This window comes from Paenibacillus sanfengchensis, from assembly GCF_036864765.1.
In the GTDB taxonomy this organism is placed as follows: domain Bacteria; phylum Bacillota; class Bacilli; order Paenibacillales; family Paenibacillaceae; genus Fontibacillus; species Fontibacillus sanfengchensis.
Map to the genome: position 1 here is coordinate 577,352 of NZ_JBAGJC010000003.1, position 20,571 is coordinate 597,922.

Annotated in this window: 16 protein-coding genes and 1 riboswitch; of the genes, 6 read left to right on the forward strand and 10 right to left on the reverse strand. The window is 55.4% G+C overall.

The genetic code is table 11. The features are described from left to right. Positions 1 to 569 precede the first annotated feature (569 nt). The 3 genes from V4U84_RS08985 to V4U84_RS08995 form a co-directional block, all read right to left on the reverse strand. Positions 570 to 908, reverse strand: coding sequence for a hypothetical protein (locus V4U84_RS08985; RefSeq protein WP_334073465.1), 339 nt, complete (start codon positions 906 to 908; stop codon positions 570 to 572). Beyond that, positions 909 to 1,826 (reverse strand): SGNH/GDSL hydrolase family protein, encoded by a 918-nt coding sequence (locus V4U84_RS08990; RefSeq protein ID WP_334077038.1) that lies wholly within the window; start codon positions 1,824 to 1,826, stop codon positions 909 to 911. Positions 1,827 to 1,906: 80 nt separating this feature from the next. Continuing rightward, complete coding sequence (locus V4U84_RS08995; protein ID WP_334073463.1) at positions 1,907 to 2,788, reverse strand: AraC family transcriptional regulator; 882 nt, start codon at positions 2,786 to 2,788, stop codon at positions 1,907 to 1,909. Between the two features lie 144 nt (positions 2,789 to 2,932). Here V4U84_RS08995 and V4U84_RS09000 point away from each other — a divergent pair, with 144 nt between their 5' ends. Further along, complete coding sequence (locus V4U84_RS09000; RefSeq protein ID WP_334077039.1) at positions 2,933 to 5,056, forward strand: glycoside hydrolase family 52 protein; 2,124 nt, start codon at positions 2,933 to 2,935, stop codon at positions 5,054 to 5,056. 49 nt (positions 5,057 to 5,105) lie between these two features. Here V4U84_RS09000 and V4U84_RS09005 read toward each other — a convergent pair whose 3' ends face one another. From V4U84_RS09005 to V4U84_RS09025, 5 genes are all read right to left on the reverse strand, one after another. After that, positions 5,106 to 6,311 (reverse strand): GGDEF domain-containing protein, encoded by a 1,206-nt coding sequence (locus V4U84_RS09005; protein ID WP_334077040.1) that lies wholly within the window; start codon positions 6,309 to 6,311, stop codon positions 5,106 to 5,108. A gap of 523 nt (positions 6,312 to 6,834) precedes the next feature. After that, positions 6,835 to 7,800 (reverse strand): DMT family transporter, encoded by a 966-nt coding sequence (locus V4U84_RS09010; RefSeq protein WP_334073460.1) that lies wholly within the window; start codon positions 7,798 to 7,800, stop codon positions 6,835 to 6,837. A gap of 125 nt (positions 7,801 to 7,925) precedes the next feature. After that, a riboswitch (FMN riboswitch) is annotated at positions 7,926 to 8,076 on the reverse strand. Positions 8,077 to 8,254: 178 nt separating this feature from the next. Continuing rightward, the gene (locus V4U84_RS09015) at positions 8,255 to 9,133 is read right to left on the reverse strand and encodes a MetQ/NlpA family ABC transporter substrate-binding protein (protein WP_416367221.1); all 879 of its coding nucleotides are present in this window, start codon (positions 9,131 to 9,133) and stop codon (positions 8,255 to 8,257) included. 198 nt (positions 9,134 to 9,331) lie between these two features. Beyond that, positions 9,332 to 10,012, reverse strand: a complete 681-nt coding sequence (locus tag V4U84_RS09020) for a methionine ABC transporter permease (protein ID WP_334077041.1) — start codon at positions 10,010 to 10,012, stop codon at positions 9,332 to 9,334. After that, complete coding sequence (locus tag V4U84_RS09025) at positions 10,005 to 10,766, reverse strand: methionine ABC transporter ATP-binding protein (RefSeq protein WP_334077042.1); 762 nt, start codon at positions 10,764 to 10,766, stop codon at positions 10,005 to 10,007. Before V4U84_RS09025 ends, V4U84_RS09020 begins: the two co-directional genes overlap by 8 nt. Positions 10,767 to 10,979: 213 nt before the next feature. Here V4U84_RS09025 and V4U84_RS09030 point away from each other — a divergent pair, with 213 nt between their 5' ends. Together V4U84_RS09030 and V4U84_RS09035 are read left to right on the forward strand one after the other, a co-directional pair. Beyond that, positions 10,980 to 11,993, forward strand: coding sequence for a hypothetical protein (locus V4U84_RS09030; RefSeq protein ID WP_334077043.1), 1,014 nt, complete (start codon positions 10,980 to 10,982; stop codon positions 11,991 to 11,993). Positions 11,994 to 12,182: 189 nt separating this feature from the next. After that, positions 12,183 to 13,505 carry an IS4 family transposase gene (locus V4U84_RS09035; RefSeq protein ID WP_334077044.1) on the forward strand — a complete coding sequence of 441 codons (1,323 nt, stop codon included), beginning with the start codon at positions 12,183 to 12,185 and terminating at the stop codon, positions 13,503 to 13,505. Positions 13,506 to 13,693: 188 nt separating this feature from the next. On the opposite strand, the gene V4U84_RS09040 is transcribed toward V4U84_RS09035, so the two are convergent. Next, on the reverse strand, positions 13,694 to 14,455 hold the full coding sequence (locus V4U84_RS09040) for an SDR family NAD(P)-dependent oxidoreductase (RefSeq protein ID WP_334077054.1): 762 nt from the start codon (positions 14,453 to 14,455) through the stop codon (positions 13,694 to 13,696). A 263-nt stretch (positions 14,456 to 14,718) separates the two neighbouring features. On the opposite strand from V4U84_RS09040, the gene V4U84_RS09045 reads away from it, so the two are divergent. Genes V4U84_RS09045 through V4U84_RS09055 form a run of 3 tightly spaced genes read left to right on the forward strand, consistent with a single transcriptional unit; the run spans position 14,719 to position 16,938 of the window. Further along, complete coding sequence (locus V4U84_RS09045) at positions 14,719 to 15,228, forward strand: DUF6773 family protein (protein ID WP_334077045.1); 510 nt, start codon at positions 14,719 to 14,721, stop codon at positions 15,226 to 15,228. 23 nt (positions 15,229 to 15,251) lie between these two features. Beyond that, a complete protein-coding gene (locus V4U84_RS09050; protein ID WP_334073454.1) occupies positions 15,252 to 15,452 on the forward strand; it encodes a helix-turn-helix transcriptional regulator in 201 nt (66 codons plus the stop codon). A gap of 55 nt (positions 15,453 to 15,507) precedes the next feature. After that, the gene (locus V4U84_RS09055) at positions 15,508 to 16,938 is read left to right on the forward strand and encodes an erythromycin esterase family protein (protein WP_416367222.1); all 1,431 of its coding nucleotides are present in this window, start codon (positions 15,508 to 15,510) and stop codon (positions 16,936 to 16,938) included. Between the two features lie 594 nt (positions 16,939 to 17,532). On the opposite strand, the gene pgmB is transcribed toward V4U84_RS09055, so the two are convergent. Next, a complete protein-coding gene (gene pgmB, locus V4U84_RS09060) occupies positions 17,533 to 20,550 on the reverse strand; it encodes a beta-phosphoglucomutase (RefSeq protein ID WP_334077046.1) in 3,018 nt (1,005 codons plus the stop codon). Between the last annotated feature and the right edge of the window lie 21 nt (positions 20,551 to 20,571).

The following is a 20,571-nucleotide window of genomic DNA, read 5'->3' on the forward strand; positions in this document are numbered from 1 at the left end:
TATGTAAAATATGTAAAGTCATCTTTCAGATATATATGTGATCAACCATGCGGCAGTCGTGTGATGTGAAATGTTCTTAACCGCTGCAGCTATCCTCTATCCTCCCAACCTAATACAGATCCTCAAAAAGAAGCTGGTTACTCCAACTAACTAATCGCCCACGTAATTGCGGGAAATCTTCGGTATTTTGCCCCTCCACCTGCCCGAACGAACTTCGCCTTCCTTAAGGAACCGGATTTATCGAGCTAGAAAAGAGCTATAAATGAGAAATTCCTGCAAATCTGCAGGCTTTTTTCCCGAATCGGAGAAGCATTTCAAAATGCCTGCATTTTCTGCAGTTTTTTTCGACGAAAAGCGCCTATTCCTCGCACATCGCTATAAATTCCTGCACTTTTGCATCTTTTCTACTCCGCCCCCGCTGGACTCGCCGAAATTCCTGCAGATTTGCATCCTTTGAGTTCGGTTGCTTGATGCATCTTGCCGAGTGAGAACTCGGGGCCCTCGCCGATAGCGGCTTTTTGGGACGCTATTTGAGCATTTTATGCTCAACCAACAAAATAGGGGGCTTTTTAGGGCCTAACATGGGCCACAAAACAATAAATCCGGGCTTTCTCCCCAACTTTTACCGAAATAGGAGCCCGAAAGTCCCGCGAGTTAGGTGAGGTGGTACGGAAAAAACAAAAAGGACTCTCGTTAAGAGAGCCCATTTTCTCCGCCTTTAAAACGGCCGTTCGGCGCCCCATCGGGCACACCATACGAATGGTCTGCCCGGCGGGCTTGAAGATCGTCCGTAACGTGCCGCCAAGCTCGCGGTAATGCCGCTCCAGCACCGCGCCGTTCGAACGGCACAAATGCGGCCGGCGTGCAGGGGCTAACCCTTCCGCCTGCTTTTGAACCACCGGCAGCACTCAGCCCTCCTGCACCGCGGCCGCCCGGATCTCTTCCAGCATCGCCTCCGCCACCCGCTCGGCCTCCTCCAGAGGCAGGGCGTCGAACTTGTAGGGATTGCTGTGCCCGACATGCTCCCGCCAAGCGGCATTCAGCACATCCCGGCGCCGCCGGACGAGCGAGATGAAGCGGCCGTCCACATTCTCCGCCCATTCCGGCGTCTCTTCCAGGACGATGTGAAACGCATCCTTCAGGATGGCGCGTGCCATCACCCAATGGCCGTCCTCCTCGGGATGAACCGCGTCCCCGTACTTGTAGGCGGAATCCGCCTCACGCCGCTCCCGGATGTAGGACATCAACGGCTCCCGCAAGTTCACGACCGCATAGCCCCGCTCGGCCCCAAACCGTTCCACCCAGTCGGCGTACCTTCCCAGAACTTCATCGTTGTATCCCTGGTAAGGGGTTTCAAAAGCATAGTCCGGCATTCCTTCGGGCAGAGGCTCCCCATTCACGGACAACACATCGAACGGAGGCGGCGTCATCAAGATCACACGCGCTCCGGCCCGCTCCGCCTGTTCCACCGCCCGCTTCATGCCTTCCCGATAGAGCTTGAACCGCTCTTCCGAAAAAGGATGATAAATCCCGTCATTCATCCCGTAGCAGAAAAACACCCAATCCGGCCGGCTCTCCGCCAGTGCGCGTTCCAAGCGTTCATGGACGCAGGGCCGCGGAAAAGGATGGCTGGACTCATGCGTGCCAGCCGCCGTCTCACTGCCGACGCCCAAATTGATGAAATCCAGGCGGCGGTCCGGAAAATGCTTGAGAAAAAACGCCTCAAGATATCGGATATAAGCCCCGTTTTCGGTAATGCTGTCTCCCAGAAAAACAATTCGCTTCCCGTCCGGTACCCGGATCAGGTTATCGGATTTAAGGTTCATGCCTTCCACGCCTTTCAACATAAAATAAAGAATGGTTACATTCTACTGCCGTTATAAAACGATTGGATATGAAAAATAAATCAAATGTGGAACCTGGCCCGGAACTTCCCCGGCGGCTCGCCGGTCCACCGCTTGAACTGGCGGCTGAAATGCGCGATGTCCTTATAGCCGAGGCGTACGGAGACGGCTTCCACGGAAAGCGACGGCTCCATCAACAGGAGCTTCGCTTTTTTCAGCTTCAAAGCGGACAAGTATTGGCGCGGCGACATGCCGTACACTTTGTGAAACATCCGGTTGCAGGATGAGGCGCTGTAACCGAGGCCCGCCGTCACGGCGGCCACGGTTTCCCGGGTAGGCTCGCCCTCCGCCCCATCGGCCTCCACGCATTTCTCCAAACCGGCCGCAATCTCGGAGGCCACCCGGACCGTCCGGTTCCCGGGGGCTTCCGGCTTGCCGCGTTCGGTCAGCGTCTCGCTGAACCCGGCAAACAGCTCGTACACGGCGGACATCGTCCGCATGCGGTTTCCGAGCTGTTCCGCCTCCGCACGGGCCGTGAGCGCGATCAGCTTGTCCAGGCTCGGCCGGATGGCCTGCGTCAACGGGCTGCTCGCGCCATAATAAATCTTCTTCCCCTGACAGAGCAGCCCCCTCAGTACCCTGTCGTCCACGTTAAAATGAAGACAGTAGTAAGTCATGCTCTCCGATCCCGCGGCCCGACTTTCATGGACCTCCTCCGGGCGCAGCAGCATGACATCGCCGGGTTCCTGGACATAGCTCTGGCCGTTAACCGTCATTTCCTGCCGGCCCGCCAGGAGCAAATTCACCTCAAACATCGGATGGCTGTGCCTCGGATAGGACCAGTCCGGGGTTACGGTACGCAGATGCGCCGCGAACAGTTGAAACATGGAATCCATATCCGGCAGCATAAATTCGGCGATCTGATGTTCCTCATGCATCTCCATACTTCGCACCCTCCTTGATCCGCCTATTCCATTATTGAACGTTTTGGGTAAAACGATAATCGCTTTGGACATGGGACTCCGCCTAATCCCTTGATATAATCAAGTTATCACAATGTTCCGAGGTTGAACAGGAGGTTTATCAAGATGGGTAAAAGCATATTTTTCAACGCGCATCACTCCCCGGTGGGAGCCTTTGCCAGCTTTACTTTGGGATATCCGGGCAAAAGCGGCGGTTTCGATCTTGAGCTGGGAAGCCCGCCCAACCAGAATATATACATCGGCCTGCAGGAAGACGGGCAGCAAAAATACAGGGTGCTCCCGTTTTTCGGCGAAGGCCAGGACGAACGGGACCGCTATACTGCCGAGCAAAACGAGACCGGTAAAGAGCCGGCCGAAGCGCTGCTCCTCCCGTTTGCCAAGGATGCCGTCTCCCGCAAGTTTGGCGCAGCCATAGACGAGTGGCAGGCCGGCGATCTGACTTTCCGGCTCTACTCCCCGTTCGGCAGCGTGCCGGACCCCGCGTCGGCCGATGCCGAGGAGCTGAAATTCGCGCTGGTGCCTGCCGTTCTGGCGGAAATCACGGTCGATAATACGCGCGGCGTCTCCGCGAGAAAAGCCTTCTTCGGCTTTCACGGCACGGACCCTTACTCCGCCATCCGGAGGCTGGAGGATACGACCGGAGGAGAGATTACCGGCATCGGACAGGGCCGCCATCTCGCCATCGCCACGGACGACCGCCGGGTCAAAAGCGCGGGCTTCTTCACGATCGAAGACATTCTGAAACCGAAGGTGGAAGAAAACCTGCGGTTCGGGCTCGGTCCGGTCGGCGCATTGCTGATGGATACACCTGCGGGGGAAAAGGCGACCTACCGTTTCGCGCTGTGTTTCTATAAAAGCGGTTTCGTGACCACCGGCATGGATGCCGCTTATTTCTACACCCGTTATTTTGCCAATATTGAAGAAGTTGCCCGGTACACCCTGGCTCATTTCGACCGGAAGGTCGAAGCGGCCGAATGGTGCGAGGAGTTTGCAAAAGCCCCCCACTTGAACGAGGATCAGCGTTTTATGCTCCACCACGCCATCCGCAGTTATTACGGCTCGACCGAGCTTTTGGAGCATCGGGGGGAGCCGCTGTGGATCGTCAATGAGGGCGAATACCGGATGATCAATACCTTTGATTTGACGGTGGACCAATTGTTTTTTGAGCTGAAAATGAACCCTTGGACGGTCAAAAACGAACTCGATTTATTCGTCAACCGGTACAGCTACAAAGATACGGTCCGCCTTCCCGGCGACGATACGGCGTATCCTGGCGGCATCAGCTTCACGCATGATATGGGCGTAGCGAATTCCTTCTCCCGCCCGGGGTATTCCGCTTACGAACTGCACGCCATCGAGGACTGCTTCTCCCATATGACCCATGAACAGCTGGTCAATTGGGTGCTCTGCGCCGCCGCCTATGTGAAGCATACCGGGGACAGCGCGTGGTTTGGCCGCAACTTCGGCATTTTCGAAGAATGCCTGGAGAGCATGGTGAACCGAGATCATCCCGCGCCGGCGCAGCGCAACGGCATTATGGGACTCGACAGCGCCAGAACGATGGGCGGCGCCGAGATTACGACCTATGACAGCCTGGACGTGTCGCTGGGGCAGGCCCGGAACAACATCTATCTCGCCGGAAAAAGCTGGGCCGCCTACGTTGCGATGGAGAAGCTGTTCGCCGCAAACGGACGGACCGAAGCGGGCAAGCTGGCGGGCGACCAGGCGGAGCGCTGCGCCCGGACGATCGCCGGTCAACTGCGGCCGGAAGGCTACATTCCCGCCGTGATCGCGGAGAACAATGATTCCCGGATCATTCCGGCGATTGAAGGCCTGGTGTTCCCGCTTTACACGGGCTGCCCGGAAGCCCTGGATCCAAACGGCAGGTTTGCGGCCTACATCGGCGCTCTGAAACAGCATTTCGCAACGGTGCTGGTCCCCGGCGTCTGCCTGTTCGATGACGGAGGCTGGAAGCTGTCCTCCACCAGCGACAATTCCTGGCTGAGCAAAATCTACCTCAGCCAGTTCATCGCCCGCCACATCCTCGGCCTGCCTTGGGACGAAGCCGGCACCGCCGCCGATGCCGCCCATGCCGCCTGGCTGACGAGCAAGGACAACGCCTACTGGAGCTGGAGCGACCAGATGCTTGGCGGCGTCATTTGCGGCAGCCGCTACTACCCGCGTGGGGTCACCGCCATCCTTTGGCTGGATGAAGCCAAAATGAGCTAAACCCGAGCGACCCGAGCGAATGAAAAACAGGAGCCAAATCTCCCTAACCCTAAAAGGGGTCGGGAGACGGCTCCTGTTTTTGGTCCTGCGCCATCCGGCCGCGGGCCGCGCGGTTCCGCCCTTCGCGCTTGGCCCGGTAAAGCGCCTGGTCAGCCGCCTTGTATAACCGGTCAAGCGTGATGCCGGGGCCCGGTACCTCCGTGACCATTCCCATACTGATCGTATAGCGGATCGCATGCTCACCGACCGTCAGGTCCTCCCCGCTTCTACGTTCCCGCACCAGCTTCAGCAGTCCTTCGGCTTTGGCATCCGTCTTCGCTTCTTCCGCCTCCGGCAGAAAAAGTGCGAATTCATCCCCGCCGTATCGGCCGAACAAATCGCTGCCGCCGAACCGCTGCCTGACGCCTCTGGCCAAATCCCTTAGGACGGCATCGCCGGCATCGTGTCCAAGCGCATCGTTGATCCCTTTAAAATTGTCGAGGTCCAACAGGATAAATGTCACCGGCTTCCGATGCTTCGCGCAATCGGCCAGCATCCGCTCGGCCTCTTGAACGAACGAGCGGCGGTTCAACGCCCCCGTCAAATCGTCGTAGCTGGCTAGCTTGTACATCTCCCGGTCGGCTTTTTCCTTCGAAATCAGCACGAACCCCGTATTCCCCAAGGTCATAATCAGATAGAGCGACAAGAACGACAAAGCCTGGTAAGTCCCCGGCTTGTTCATCGTTACCGGCAGGACCGAAAACAGGGTGACTCCCGCCCGGATCAACAGACCGCCCGCCACAACGAGATAAAGATAGCCCATCAGAACGCGCAGAGCCGACCGTTCCCCGAATCCGACCATGCGGAACACCGGAGGCAGCAGACAAAGCGCCACCGCCAGAGACACAACGGAAATACGCAGCGGTTCCGTGTTTTGCAGAAGAACCACCAGGAGGTAAGCCGTCATGGAACCCGCGATAAGCCATCCATAATAGCGCCCGGTCCCGGGACTCGGCCCATCGACAATCCGCATCAACGCCAATGTCTCAAGCCCAACACCGAGTAAAAAAACGAGATTGGCCGTGGCGAGAACAACCATGGGGACGCCCGAACCCGGGACAGCCAGCAGAGCCCAAGTGATCGCTTGGCACCCTTTTGCCGCATAAAAGATAGGATAAGAGACATCCTTGGGTTGTTTGTAGCGATAGGCCGTGATGAACATCATCGCAAACAAGTGGCCCAGGGAAAGCAGAATATAAACAGTTTTCATATCCATTTGTAACAGCGTCATATTGAGATAGCCACGCTTTCCTCCGAAGAAAGGTTTATATTCTGATAATAATAACTGAAATTTTAAGCTTTATCGATAGTATGGGATAAAAAAACAGGCCTCCGACGCGTTCGTCGAAAACCTGTTCTTCTATATTGGTTGAACTATTGATTTGCATATTAGACAACGGTGTAAAGGGTTCTTTTCACACTCTTGACCTGCAACTAAGGGTTTGGTTCGAATTAAAGGGAATTCTTCCCGTTAATTTGATACGTATGCGGCTGCAGAGGCGAATTAGCTGGAAAACCTCCCGCTAATTCGCCTGAAATAATGCATGTCGGCAATAGGACCGCGAAATAGATGGAGCTTTTCCAGCTAATCCGATCCAAGAGCCACAGAGCGGTACATTAACGGGAAATTTTCCCGTTAATGATGTAGACCCCGACGGTGGGACTTTATATCTGCGATTGTGGGTGTTGGCAAATCTTTAGTTCAACCTATATATGATCCGATTTATGTGAATATCAAGTCAGGCCGGCGCAGGCTGGCTCTGTCTGGAAATGACGAACAGCGCCGTCCAGATCAGGATAAAGCCCACCGCTTGCGCCACGGTGACCATCTGTTGGAACGCAATCCAGTTCACCAGCACGCCCACCATCGGAAAGCTGAGCTCGGCCAAGGTAGCCACGGAAGCCTTCGTGGTCGTCAAACCTTTGTAGTAGACCAGCAGACTGAGGAGCCCCGGAAGCAGCGCCTGACCTAGCAAATTCAGCGAAAAGGCGGCCATGCCGGAAGCCTCCGTCGGCAAATGCCAAGCGGCCCCTTCATTCCAGGTCACAGCCAGCAACAGCGGCAGCGCCAGGATGAACCGCAGCGAGGTGACCGTTTCATACTTCATCTGTCCGACCATCATCCGCCCCATTACCGTTGATCCGCCCCAAAGCGCGGCGGCGCCCAGCGAGAGGAGACTGCCGACCTGGATAAAATCATTCCAGTGTCCGAACGGAACCGAAAAGCCGAAGGTCAATAGATAGGTGCCGGCCAGCGCGATGAGAAACAGCAGGGAAAATCGGCGCGGGAGCGACTCCTTCAGCAAAAAGCGAGCCATCAGGATGGCGAACAGCGGCTGAAGCTTTTGCAGCAGCAATACGGCATTGGCATCGCCGTGGGTTAGTCCCATGGTAAACAGGATGGTGGCGATGGCGGAACCGCCCCAAGAAATGAACAAAAGCGCTCCGACATGCTTCCAGCCGATCCCCCGCAGCTCTTGACGGTTCTTCCACAAGGTCGGCGCCACGACCAACGCGATGAGGATATGCTCCAGCAATACAAGCTGGGCCGAAGTGATCGATTTCAGCAAAATCAGACGAAACAGCGGATCGACGCCCCAGAGGGCCGCCCCCAACACGACCAGCCAGAAACCGCTTTTTGCGCGAGTCCCCGAGACCGTTCTCGACGAATTGACTTGAATGGTGGCACGTGATGCATTTTCCATATTCCCGACTCCTTCTTGAATATGGGGTCTACGCGAAAAAGCCCCCGCATTGACATCAGTCAAATTTCGGGGGCCGATCAAATAAGCTTGCGGGGGTGGAATACACCCGCACCCGCATGCCTGTGATTGATCTTCTCCCATCCGGACTTTACCGTCGGCCCTGGAGTCGCACCAGGTCAGTCTCCATCCCTTGCGGAACGGAGAGTCGCGGGCTAAATCATCGATACGATGACCATCACCGCCGGTCAGGAATTTCACCTTACCCCGAAGATCCATATTCATTTAAATTTTAATTTAATGGGTTGCTTTCATAGTACTGCTTGCAGCCGATGAAACTCTGTAACAAACGTCACAATGTGAAGTCACCCTGACCACTGAATGAAAAAAACCTCATTTGTGATCATTATAACACTACGATAGCATATTTGTAATCAACTATTCTTTTTATAGTTAGTTACTCGAAGGCCGGAATAGCGATTTCACTGTAGTTGTCTTCCAGAAACTGTTTTACCTCCGGACTCGAAATGGCCTTGGCCAGCTTTTGGACCGCCTCGGAATCTTTGTTGTCCTCGCGGGCCACCAGCGTGATGGCAAACGCGGAGTCCGTCGTTTCCGTGAGCAGGGCGTCCTTTTTGGGCGTCAGGCCGAGCGGACTTGCATAGGCCGGCGTCATGAGAACCAGATCGGCGTCGTCCAGCATCCGGGCCAGCATGAGCAGATCAACTTCCTCGAATTTAAAGTTTTTGGGATTTTCCGTAACGTCAGCTACTGTGGCATTGATTCCTACGCCTTCCTTCAGCTTGATCATCCCCGCCTTCTCCAGCATGACGAGCGAACGCCCCGTATTCGACGGGTCGTTGGCGATCGCAATCGACGCGCCTTCAGGCAGTTCTTCCATGCTCTTGTAGCGTTTGGAATACGCTCCGTAAACGGCGTGATAAACCGGCTGCACAGCCGCGAGCTTGCTGCCCGTGTTCTCATTATATTGCTCCATGTAAGGAACATGCTGGAAAAAGTTCGCGTCGACTTCCTTGTTCGCCAGCGCGTCGTTCGGCTGAATATTGTCGGACAGCACAACCAGTTCCAGATTGACGCCTTCTTCCTGAAGCTGCGGCTTGATCAGCTCCAAAATTTCCGTCATCGGCGGAATCAGCGTAGCGACTTTCAGGGTCACGGCCTGTTTGTCGGACGCTTTCGCGGCGGAAGAAGTGTTTCCTTTCTCCGCGCTCCCTTTCTCCGCAGCTCCGCCAGTATTACTGCCGCAACCCGCGGTCAGGATCATGATCAGGGCTACCAGCCCAAGCATCCATTTTCTGTTGTTCATCTCCAACATCCTTCCCTCTTGCTCTTTGTTTTTTGTGAATGGGACTAGCGGTTCCTTTAAAGCCCGGCAGGTAAATAAAGGCTTTTTGCACCGCTATTTTGTCGAATTCAGCTAATCGGGACAAAACAGCGGACTTTTGGGACCTTATTTTTGGGAAAAGCAGGCTAACCATTAATTTTTGGGCCCGCTGCCACGCCATTTCTAGCGTTATCTTTTATCCAGCCATCTGGAAATCCGGCTGCCGGCGAACTGAATGAGCTGAACCAGCAGAATCATCAGGACGATGACCGCGGCCATCAGCTCCGTTTCAAAGCGCTGATACCCGTAACGGATGGCAAAATCACCGACCCCGCCGCCGCCCACGACCCCCATTACCGTGGAATAGGAAATAAAGCTGATCGTCGAGGTGGTGAGACCGAGCACGAGTCCGGAACGGGCTTCGACATAAAGAAATTTCATCACAATCTCCAGCTTGGAAGCCCCCATCGAAAGAGCGGCCTCAACCACGCCGCGGGGAACTTCCAACAAAGACTGCTCCACCTGCCTCGCATAGATGGCCATGGAGACAACGCCCAGGGGAACGGAAGCCGCTATGGTTCCGATCGCCGTTCCCACGAGCAGCCGGGTCAGCGGAATCATAAATACGACGAGAAGCAGGAACGGAAAAGATCGCACCACATTCACGAACCCGTTCAGCAGCGACGACCACGTCCGATTCTCGTAAAGCTGCCCTTTGGCCGTCAGAAACAGCATCGTTCCGAGCGGGAGGCCCAGCAGCACGGCGGCGGCCACGGAAATCCCCACCATCAGAAAGGTTTCTCCGACGGCTTCGGCGATTTGGATCCGATACTGCATCACCTTTTCGGCCATCAAGGCGAAATCAAACATCGGCTCCCCCTCCCTTTCCAAGCAATTGTTCCCGATAGGACATTCTTGGGCGGGACACTCCCTCCAAAGGCCGGCTCGGCAGAGCAAAGCTGTCTACCAACCTGCCCCGCTCCATGACGGACACCTCGTGGCAGAGCTCCTTCACAACCTCCATCTCATGCGTCACGATCACGATCGTGACCCCGAGCGCCCCATTGATGTGCCGAAGCACCGCAAGAATTTCCGAGGTCGTGTCCGGGTCCAGGGAGGATGTCGGCTCATCGCACAGCAGCACGGCCGGCCGGTGGGCCAAGGCCCGGGCGATCGCCACCCGCTGCTTTTGCCCGCCGCTGAGCCGAGCCGGATATTGATCCGCTTTATCCTCCAGACCGACAAACCGGAGGCATTCCAGCACCCGTTCCCGGCGCTGTGTTTTCCCCGTACCGGCCAGTTCCAGCGGTACGGCCACGTTTCCGCTCACGGTGCGGTTATGCAGCAAATGGAACTGCTGAAACACCATGCCGATCGAGCGGCGGGCGATGCGCAGCTTGGCTTCCGGCAGCGCGGTCAGGTCTTGGCCAAGCGCGACAACCCCTCCTTCATCCGGCGGCTCGAGCAGATTCATCATCCGGAGCAAAGTCGATTTCCCCGCCCCGCTCGGTCCAATAATGCCGTGAATCGTTCCTTCGCGGATGGTCAGGGAAACCCGGTCGACCGCCGGGAAACGTCCGGCCCCGAAGCCGTAGCTTTTGCTGACTTCATAAAGCGAAATCATTGGTCTCCTGTCCCCCTATGGATCAACAAAAGTTGTATCAATATTTTTTGCATACTGTTACAATGCGTAATTCCCCTTGATTATAGATCAATTTAAATACTGTGTCACCAAAAATAGTTTGTTATTATACAACTATTAGAAATAGAACATTTTCCAGCTTGTTTACGTCTATATTCTAAGGAATAATCGCAAACCCGGGAGGGGATTAACAGCATGTTAAAAAAGAGACGGAGAAAGCGTGCCTCGGGAGCCGCCAGCTCCTTGATATTAGCCGCTCTGATGCTGAGCGCATGCTCGGAGAATACCGACTCGCCCACAGAAAATACAGCTTTCGAAGCGAATTCGTCCCAACCTTCGCAGACCGGGCTTCAGAAGAACAAGCCTGATCAAGAAATCCAAAGCCCAAGCCGGTTGCCGGAGGCGGAGCAGGATCGAATTGCGGACGATTTTGAGGCACTGCTTAAACAGGGCGGAACACTCAAGGAGGCTTTTGATTCTCTCGGTCAATATACCGGCAAAATGAGCGGGGAACGGATGTCGACGATGTTGCTGGCCTTCGAAGACGCCCAGAGGGAAGCACTGGGCCCGCTCACCGACCGGTATTATGAAGGCAACCGTCAGGAGATGTTGAACCAGGTTATTGAGGAAGGAGATACGCTGGAGGAGCTGATCGGCAAAGTTCAGGATGACTCGCTGAAAACACTGCTGACCGAAACCCGGGAAGGCAAGTTCGTGCTGGACTGGACCGAAGGAATGTTCAGTCCGACACCCGATTACACCGCTCTCGCCGCGTTCGGTAGCCAGGCCGGGGATGACACCGCCGCCTATTTGAAGCTGATGGCCCAAGAAACCGTGCAACCGACTTCCCGTGATGCCGGCCTTACGATTACTTGGGAGGAACTGCTGAACCGATCGCTGGCTTTGGAAAAACTCACAACAAAATACCCCGATTTCAAATGGACGGAGGATTTGGAAACCAAGCTCGATTACTATAAACGAACCCTCATGTACGGCCTGGACAATACGCCGCTGTTCGGCTTTGAGACCTCCGTCATGGAGCCCGAGGCCAGACAGGCTTACGAGGCGGCGCTTGCCGAAGGCGATGTCGAAGCAAGTCCCTTGCTTCAGAACTTGAGGGCCTTTATGGACGAGGCCGCGAAGGAAGAGTACAAACTGAACGAGTCCCTGGAGGAACTTCGCAGCAAGCTAACCTCCGCCGACAGTTAATCCGCAACACAAAAAAAGAGAGCCCCCGCTCAATGTCATTAAGATAAGGCCCAGGGTCAAAAATCAAGAAAAAGAGCTGGTTATCGAATAGATAGCCTGCTCTTTTTCTGCATGGAAAAGAAAAAAGATCTTGACAAGCGGATGGAAGTGTGTGGCGAAGCCCCTTGAAAAAACGAGGAGGTTACGCCAATGAATGAATACGCCAATTCGCTAAAAGAAACGCTGACATCCCTCATACGAGAAATGGCAGCCGCACCTGCACCTTATGTCAAAAACCCTGAAAAAGATTTTACCCGAAAGAAAAAACTGCCCTTTGAAACGGTTATGCAACTCCTGATCTCTATGGGCGGCAACAGCCTATACAAGGAACTCTTGGAATCGCAGGGCTATGACGTAAACACCGCAACCACTTCTGCTTTTGTTCAGCAGCGGAATAAAATCCTGCCGTCTGCTGTGGAATTCTTATTTCACGAATTTACCCAATCATATACGGATATCAAGCACTACCGAGGGTATCGATTACTTGCCGTTGACGGTTCGGATTTGCATATCGCAACGGACTCTGCGGACACGGACACCTATTTTCAAAGTCAACCGAACGCCCAAGGCTACAACCTTCTGCATTTGAACGCAGCCTATGACTTGTGCAACAGACTTTACGTGGATGCCATTGTTCAGCCGCGAAGGCTCTGGAACGAAGGCAGGGCACTGGCCGATATGGTTGACCGTTCCCCCATCAAGGGCACAGTCATTGTCATTGCTGATCGAGGTTATGAAAGTTACAACAATTTCGCGCATATTGAACGCAAAGGTTGGAACTACGTCATACGAGTAAAGGATCTGGATTCCAATGGTATCCTTTCGGGCTTGCGTTTACCCGCTAGCGGAGAGTTTGATATTGACGTTCATCTGACACTCACCAGAAAACAAACCAAGGAGGTCAAGGCTCATCCCGAGATTTACAAGTTTGTCCCTTCCACGTCTATTTTTGATTTTTTGGATTTGCAGGAGAACTTGTTTTACCCGATTTCCTTTCGGGTTGTTCGTTTTGTCCTGCCGAGTGGCGCTTACGAAACCGCTATCACGAATCTTTCTGCCGCTGATTTCCCACCCGATGAAATCAAATCCATTTATAACATGCGATGGGGCATTGAAACGTCATTCCGGGCATTAAAGTATACCGTTGGTCTGACGAATTTTCACGCAAAGAGACGAGAGTCCATCACCCAGGAGATTTTCGCAAGAATGATCATGTACAATTTCTCTGAAATGATGACCTCGCACGTCGTCATTTCCCAAATGGATAAACGGCACCCCTACCAAGTCAACTTCACGGTTGCCGTTCACGTTTGTAGACATTTCCTGCGCTCACGAGGCGATGGACCTCCGCCCGATGTTGAAGCGCTGATTCGCAAAAACATTTTGCCGATTCGACCCATTCGCCCAGGGCAGAAGAATACGCGCAAAATTCGCTATAAATCAGTTGTTAGCTTCATCTACAGAGTAGCATAAATCGTTTCACATGAACATTTTTTAAGCGGATATTTCATCCGCTTTGTTTGCTATACGCATTTTTCCTTGCTTGCACCAAAAAGAAACGGCACAGGGCTATTTCCCATGCCGTTTCGCATTCCATTTTTATTCCCAGCCTTTTCTTTGAGACTAACTTAATGACATTGAGCCCCCGCTCTCTTTTTTTGTTAAATCGCCGGCATTACATTGCCGCCATTGACCGGAATATAAGCTCCAGTAATAAACGAAGCCAAGTCCGAAGCTAGAAACGCGACCGTATTGGCGATGTCCTGATCCTCGCCCCGGCGCTTCATCGGCACCTGGTCAATATAGGCGGCGTCGTGCAGTTCGGCTTCGCCGCGGTCTTTTTCGCTGATCGTCCATCCCGGCGCAACCTGATTGACCGTAATTTGATGAGGCCCGACCTCCTTCGCAAGTACGCGGTATACTCCGTCCATGCCCCGTTTTCCCGCCGTATACGCCGATTGGTGCGGGAAGTTCTGCATGGCGCATTCCGTGTTGATTCCGATCATCCGCCCGCTTCCTTGTTCCATCATGGCCGGAATAAACGCCTTGGCCAAAAATACGCTCTGCAAAACGCAGGAATCAAACTGGCTGACATAATCCTCGGCCGGCTGCTCCAAAACGGACTTCCACTCATATTGGACGACCGCGTTGGCCACGACGATGTCGGGATTTCCGAGCTTCGCCTGAATTTGCTCCTTCATTCCCAGGACAGCATCCTCACGGGTAATGTCCGCCTGTACAATCATCGCGTCCCCGCCTGCCTTCGCAATTTCCTCCATCAACTCCAGCGCTTTGGCTTCATTGCTCATATAATGGATCGCCACTTTAGCTCCGCACCGGGAGAGCGTCCGTGCCATCACGCGCCCAAGCTGGCCGGTCGCTCCGGTAATCAGCGCGATTTTCCCCGTTAAATCTATATTCATCATGAGATGATTCTCCTCTCCTGGCGATGGTCCCGCTGGCGTGTTCTGCACAGGGCCACAGGCCACCCCTAAGCTGCCGTTTGCTAATAAATTTCTGCATGCGCTTCCGGATTCCTGCACAAGCCCGTTTCCTGAGGAGTACGGATAGCATTATGCTAAATATTTTTTATATTTTGCAATATATATATTGCATTTTGACGTGTCACATATTAATATAAGGCCAGCAAGAGGAAAACAGCAACTTCACGAAAGGGGTTCACAACATGACCTGGTTTAACAAAAACAAACTGACGGACGAACGTATCGTCAACTTAAAAAATCAAATTTACAGGGAAGCCTATCTCCTCATCACGATCATCTGCTCCGCTTCCATTATCCTGAAGACCTTTCTGCAGAAAGACCCATCCACCCTGACGGAAATCATCGTGTTATTGGCCGGCGGTATTTACTACGGAGTCCGCAGCGTCATGCTCGGCATCTACTCCGAGGAAGTGGAAGTCCATGACCGGGAAAGCAAGACCCCCTACAGCCGGAAAACTGTATGGTCCGGTCTCGCGATCGGCTTGGGGATCGCCCTCTTCTTCGGAATCCGCAGCGCGGTGCTTTACGGAAAAAGTGATTTTCAGACCCAGGTCTGGTACTTTTTCCTGGTCTTTGTGGTCTCTCTCATCATTTACCTGCCGTTTTTTATCGCCTTTCAGGTGACCGTCCATCACTGGGCCAACAAGGCAAGTAAGAAATTTGCGGAAAGCGATTTGCGCGATCCTGAATAAGAGAGAAGGTAGGGGAATAGCGCATGAAAAACCTGAAATTAAAGCTGGCCCGCGTCGAAAAAGATCTGTCACAGGACGAACTGGCCAAGCTGGTAGGCGTATCGCGGCAAACGATCGGGCTCATCGAGCTTGGAAAATACAATCCGTCCCTCAGCTTGTGCATCGCCATATGCAAGACGTTGTCCCGGACCCTGGACGACTTGTTTTGGGAGGAAGAATCGTAGCGGAGCGAGTCCGCCGATTTTTTCATACATATTCATTATATAGGGGGAGAAAAAGATGACACACCTGCAAAAGAAGACAGCAAGAACCTTGGCCGCGCTGCTGGTAACCGCCGTGCTGGCCGGGGGGTGGCCGATGGCCGGCAAAGCCGGGGCAGAAGCCTCCACTTCCACTTCCACTTCCGTTCCCGTCGCCGGAAAAGTCACGGAAGTGCGCACCTCCAGCGAGGCAATATCCGATTGGAAAGCCTGGGCGAAAGACCACGCCTACCGTCTGGAAACGATTCAGCCCGCCGGACCCGGTCAAACCGCCAACTACGACGATTTGCAGATGCTGAAGCCGCTGCTTCAGGACAAACGCATCGTGTTCCTGGGCGAAAGCTCGCACGGCGTTGGAGAATTCAACTCGGTCAAAACCCGGTTGATCCAGTTTCTGCACGATGAAATGGGCTATAACGTGCTCGCTTTCGAAAGCGGCCTCTCCAATACGGCCCTCGGCTATGGAAAAGCCGGAGCGGCCAGCGCCGAGGAAACGATGAAGAGCTCGATTTTCGGCGTGTGGTGGTCCAAAGAAATTCTGCCTTTATTCGACTACATCAAATCTTCCGCCCGGACGGAGAAGCCGCTCGTGCTCACCGGTTTTGACATGCAGCTGCAGTACCCGCTGATCGAAGGGGATTGGCTCCAGGACGCGACGCTGGCGAAAAAGCTGAAAGAGGCGGAGGAAAAACTCTCCGATTATTCCGCAAGCGCCGATATCAAGGCTTATCAAAAGGATAAAAGCCGGTTGATCTCCGTTTATAAGGAAGTTCTGAAATCGCTGAATACGGAAAAGGTGCAAGCGAAGCTGAAAGAACTGTACCCGACGAATCCGAAGCTTCCGATTCTGCTGGAACGCAGCCTGAACGACCGGATTCGCGTGGCGGAGGAATATGTCGAGCTGTCGATCCAGTCCAACGTCGACATGGCGACGGGAGATTATACGGCGTTCCTGAAAACGATGGAATGGCGCGATCAAGCGATGCTGAACAACCTGCTGTGGCTGGCGAACGAAGTGTATCCGCAGGAAAAATTCATCGTCTGGGGCCATAACGACCATATCCGCAAAGCCCAAAGCAAGGTCATCGGCTCACCGTATCCCATCAAACTGATGGGCGAAATGCTTCCCGACGAGCTGAAAAAATACAGCTACGTCCTCGGCCTGTACGCTTCCAGTGGCAAAACCGCGGACAACACGGGGGCCGAACATGAGGTCCTGCCTCTGGAACCGGGATCGGTGGAATCCATCCTATCGGCGGAAGGCGCTCCTTATACGTTCATCGATTTGCGCTACCGTCAAAACGAAAGAGGCAGCTCCTGGATGTTCGAGCCGCGGCAAACGTACAGCTGGGGCATGATTCCGGAAAGTTTAATCGCGCGCGACCAGTACGACGGACTTCTGCTTATCGACAACGTTCATCCGCCGCAGTACCTGCGGAACAAGAAATAGTACACGCGTGGGTACGCCCGAGCGGGCTACCGCGTGAGAGAGATTAGCGGGAAGAACTCCTGCTAACTATGCCCGTTTTGCCCGTTCTGCTGGAATTAGCGGGAGGCTTTCCCGCTGTATAGGTTGAACTATCGATTTGCATATTAGACAGCGGTGTAAAGGGGTCTTTTCACACTCTTGACCTGCAGCAAATGGTTTGGTTTCGAATTAAAGGGAATTCTTCCCGTTAAATTGGTAGGTATGCGGCTGCAGAGGCGAATTAGCTGGAAAACCTCCCGTTAATTCGCCTGAAATTGTGTATTCCGGCAATATGGCCGCGCAATAGATGGAGCTTTTCCAGCTAAATCTGATCGAAAAGCCAAGATCGATACATTAACAGGATATTTTCCCGTTAATTGATGCAGACTCCGACGATGGGACTCTATGTCTACAATTAGTACAACCTATATAGTTTGAGGGCGGGGCGGAACGCCCCCAAACCAAACGGAGCCAAAAAAGCCGCTTCCCCTGCCGATCCGAAAATCGATCGGGGGGAAGCGGCTTTTCAGCGCTTGCGGCTGCGCCGCCCTGCCGCAAAGGGCCGCCGCACGGCGCCTAGCCGAACAGCCCCAGCAGCCGCTCGGGGCTGAGCTCGGCGGTCGACGGCAGCAGCAGGTCGGCCTCGCCGAGCCGGTCGGCGCTGCCGATGCCGACCGCCTTCATGCCGGCGGCCCGGATCGCCGCCACGCCCGCGGCCGCGTCTTCGACGCCGGCGCAGTGCTGCGGCGGCACGCCGAGCATGTCCGCCGCCCGGAGGAACAGCTCCGGGTCCGGCTTGCCCTTGCGCACGGCGGCGGGATCCGCCACCGCCTGGAACCAGGAGCCGGCGCCCAGCCGCTCCAGAATCAGCGGAGCGTTCAGGCTCGCCGACGCCAGGCCGACGGCGATACTCCGCTCCCGCAGGGCGGCGATGAGCTCGCGGATGCCCGGCAGCAGGTCCGCCGGAGTGAGCCGGCCGATCAGTTCCCGGTAGCGCTCGTTTTTGCGCAGCGTCAGGGCGGCCTTCTCCGCGGCGGTCCATGCGCGCCCGCTCCGCTCCAGAATGATCTCGAGCGACTCCGCGCGGCTCACCCCTTTCAACCGTTCGTTCACCTGACGGTCAAAAGGGATGCCCAGTTCGTCGGCCAGCTCTTTCCAAGCGAGATAGTGCAGCTCCGCCGTATCCGTGATCACGCCGTCCAGATCGAAGATGACGGCCTCCAGCTTCCGGACGAGCGAGCGTCGGACCGACGAGCCCGCCGCGGACAGCTCCAGCTGTTCGCCGCGATGCCGGAAGGTGAGGCGTTCCCCCTCCAGCAGCGTGTACTCCACGGCTTCATGCCCAATCCGGACATCCAGCAGACAGCCGCGATGCATGATCTTGAACCGCAGGCTGTCCCACTGAGCCGGCAGCGCGGGCACAAACGACGGCACGCCGTCCCCGAACAAGCGCAGGCCCGCGAAGCCGTTGACCACCGCCATCCAGGAGCCGCCCATCGCGGCGGTGTGCAGGCCGTCTTTTACATTGCCGTTGACATCGTCCAGGTCCATCCGCACCGTGCGGTTGAAGTATTTGTACGCCTCCTCCAGACGGCCGATCTCCGCCGCAACAATGCTATGAATGCAGGGCGACAAAGAGGAGTCGTGCGTGGTCAGCGGCTCGTAGTACCGGTAGTTCCGCATTTTCTCCGCCAGCGAAAACCGGTCGCCGAGCAAAAACAGCGCCAGCACGAGGTCTGCCTGCTTCAGCACCTGGTGCCGATAGATGACGAGCGGATGATAATGCAGCAGCAGCGGATATTTGTAGGACGGCGTATTTTCGAAATCCCATCGTTCCTTGCTCAAAAAGGAGTCGTCCTGCGCCACGATGCCCAGCTCGGCATCGCCGGGAATATACATTAAATCCGCGGCCCTCTTCCATTCGGCCGCTTCTTCCTCCGTGAGCGCCAGCTCCCGCTGCAGCCGCTCGTAGTCGACAGGGTAATCCCTCCGCAGCTTCTCCGCTGTCTCGCAGGTGTAATAAAGCTGCTCCCGGACCATCAGATTCGTATAAGCGTTGTTGTTGACAACCGCCGTATATTCATCCGGTCCGGTGACTGCGTCGAGGCAGAACGCGCCGCCCCGCGCGGGATTGTAATGCCCGAGGTCGACCCAGAAACGGGATGTCTCGAACAGGATTTCCGCGCCCTTTTCCGCCAAATACCGTTCGTCCCCCGTCGCCAGCACATATTGGCGGATCGCATAGGCGATGTCGGCGTTGATATGCGCTTGCGCCGTTCCGGCCGGGAAAAACGTGGAGTTCTCCTCCCCGTTGATCGTCCGCCACGGATACAGCGCGCCTTTCTGCGCCATCTGAACCGCCCGTTCCCGGGCCTTGTCCAGGGTGGCGTAGCGGAAATCGAGCAGGGCGCGGGCCACCTCGGGCCAGGTGAAGGTGAAGAAAGGCATCATGTACATTTCCGTATCCCAGAAATAATGGCCTTCATACCCTTCCCCCGACAAACCTTTGGCCCCGATATTCGTAACGCCGTCGCGGCCGGTGGCCTGCAGCAGACCGAACGCGTTGAACCGTACGCCCTGCTGCATGGCGGGGTCGCCGCCGATCTCCACGTCCGCGCGGCTCCAGAACCGTTCCAGAAAGGACCGCTGCTGCGCGGCCAGCTCTTCGAAGCCCAGCCGGTCCGCCAGCTCCAAAGTTTCCGCGCTGCGTCCCGGAAGTTCTTCCTCCGGGTAGTCGCGCGAAGTATGGTACGCGATATATTTGGTTAACCGGACGGTCTCCCCCCGGTTCAGATGCAGCGTATACCGAATCCCGTCGCGCGTCCCGCTCGCGTATCTTTCCACCCGGCAGTCGCGCTCGTCCGGGGCTTCCAGGCGGTGGTACAAGCCCGTGTGCAGGGCAAACCGGGTGTTGCGCGTCCGGTGCCGCATCCAGCAGCCGGCCCCGTCCTGCCCGGCTTCCTCGAGCAGCAGGCTGGGCTCGGCCCGCCGCACCCCCAGCCTCGGATCGTCCGAGCCTTCCGGGCCCGTGACCTGGGCGTCGATCTGCGAGGACAGCTGAATTTCGCCGGAGAAATTCAGCGTCTTGACCTCGTAGTGGATAGCCGCCAGGTGCTTGTGCTCCAGCGAGACTAGGCTGCGGATCGCGATTTCCACCCGGTGCCCGTCCGGGGACTCCCACTCCACCATTCGGCGGAGCAGGCCTTCCCGCATATCCAGTTCACGGCTATGCTTGTGAACGATGCCGGTTTGCAGATGAAACGGCTTCCCGGCGATACAGAGTTCCACGATCCGCGCATTGGGAACATTGAGCATCGAATGATTATGCATAGGATAGCCGTAAGCCACCTCGGGATAATGAATCGGCTCGGCATCGTAAAAGCCGTTGAGATAGTTCCCGGTAACGGAGGTGCCCTCCGTTCCGTGGTACCCCTCCTCAAAGTTTCCCCTCATCCCGATATAGCCGTTTCCGAGAGCAAAAATGCTTTCGCTCAGCTGCTGGTTTTCCTCAAGATAAGCGACCTCTCTGATGCTCCATTCCGTAAAAGGATACAAGGCATATGCATGTGCTTGTGCTTCCGGTTTTATGATCATCTTTTTTCCCATCCTCATTCC

Coding starts and splice junctions, on each gene's coding strand:
- V4U84_RS09025 (WP_334077042.1), bottom strand. CDS start 10,766: ATGATTTCGCTTTATGAAGTCAGCAAAAGCTACGGCTTCGGGGCCGGA.
- V4U84_RS09020 (WP_334077041.1), bottom strand. CDS start 10,012: ATGTTTGATTTCGCCTTGATGGCCGAAAAGGTGATGCAGTATCGGATC.
- V4U84_RS08990 (WP_334077038.1), bottom strand. CDS start 1,826: ATGAACCTTAAATCCGATAACCTGATCCGGGTACCGGACGGGAAGCGA.
- pgmB (WP_334077046.1), bottom strand. CDS start 20,550: ATGATCATAAAACCGGAAGCACAAGCACATGCATATGCCTTGTATCCT.
- V4U84_RS08995 (WP_334073463.1), bottom strand. CDS start 2,788: ATGGAGATGCATGAGGAACATCAGATCGCCGAATTTATGCTGCCGGAT.
- V4U84_RS09045 (WP_334077045.1), top strand. CDS start 14,719: ATGACCTGGTTTAACAAAAACAAACTGACGGACGAACGTATCGTCAAC.
- V4U84_RS09050 (WP_334073454.1), top strand. CDS start 15,252: ATGAAAAACCTGAAATTAAAGCTGGCCCGCGTCGAAAAAGATCTGTCA.
- V4U84_RS09000 (WP_334077039.1), top strand. CDS start 2,933: ATGGGTAAAAGCATATTTTTCAACGCGCATCACTCCCCGGTGGGAGCC.
- V4U84_RS09030 (WP_334077043.1), top strand. CDS start 10,980: ATGTTAAAAAAGAGACGGAGAAAGCGTGCCTCGGGAGCCGCCAGCTCC.
- V4U84_RS09055 (WP_416367222.1), top strand. CDS start 15,508: ATGACACACCTGCAAAAGAAGACAGCAAGAACCTTGGCCGCGCTGCTG.
- V4U84_RS09010 (WP_334073460.1), bottom strand. CDS start 7,800: ATGGAAAATGCATCACGTGCCACCATTCAAGTCAATTCGTCGAGAACG.
- V4U84_RS09005 (WP_334077040.1), bottom strand. CDS start 6,311: ATGGATATGAAAACTGTTTATATTCTGCTTTCCCTGGGCCACTTGTTT.
- V4U84_RS09035 (WP_334077044.1), top strand. CDS start 12,183: ATGAATGAATACGCCAATTCGCTAAAAGAAACGCTGACATCCCTCATA.
- V4U84_RS09015 (WP_416367221.1), bottom strand. CDS start 9,133: ATGTTGGAGATGAACAACAGAAAATGGATGCTTGGGCTGGTAGCCCTG.
- V4U84_RS09040 (WP_334077054.1), bottom strand. CDS start 14,455: ATGAATATAGATTTAACGGGGAAAATCGCGCTGATTACCGGAGCGACC.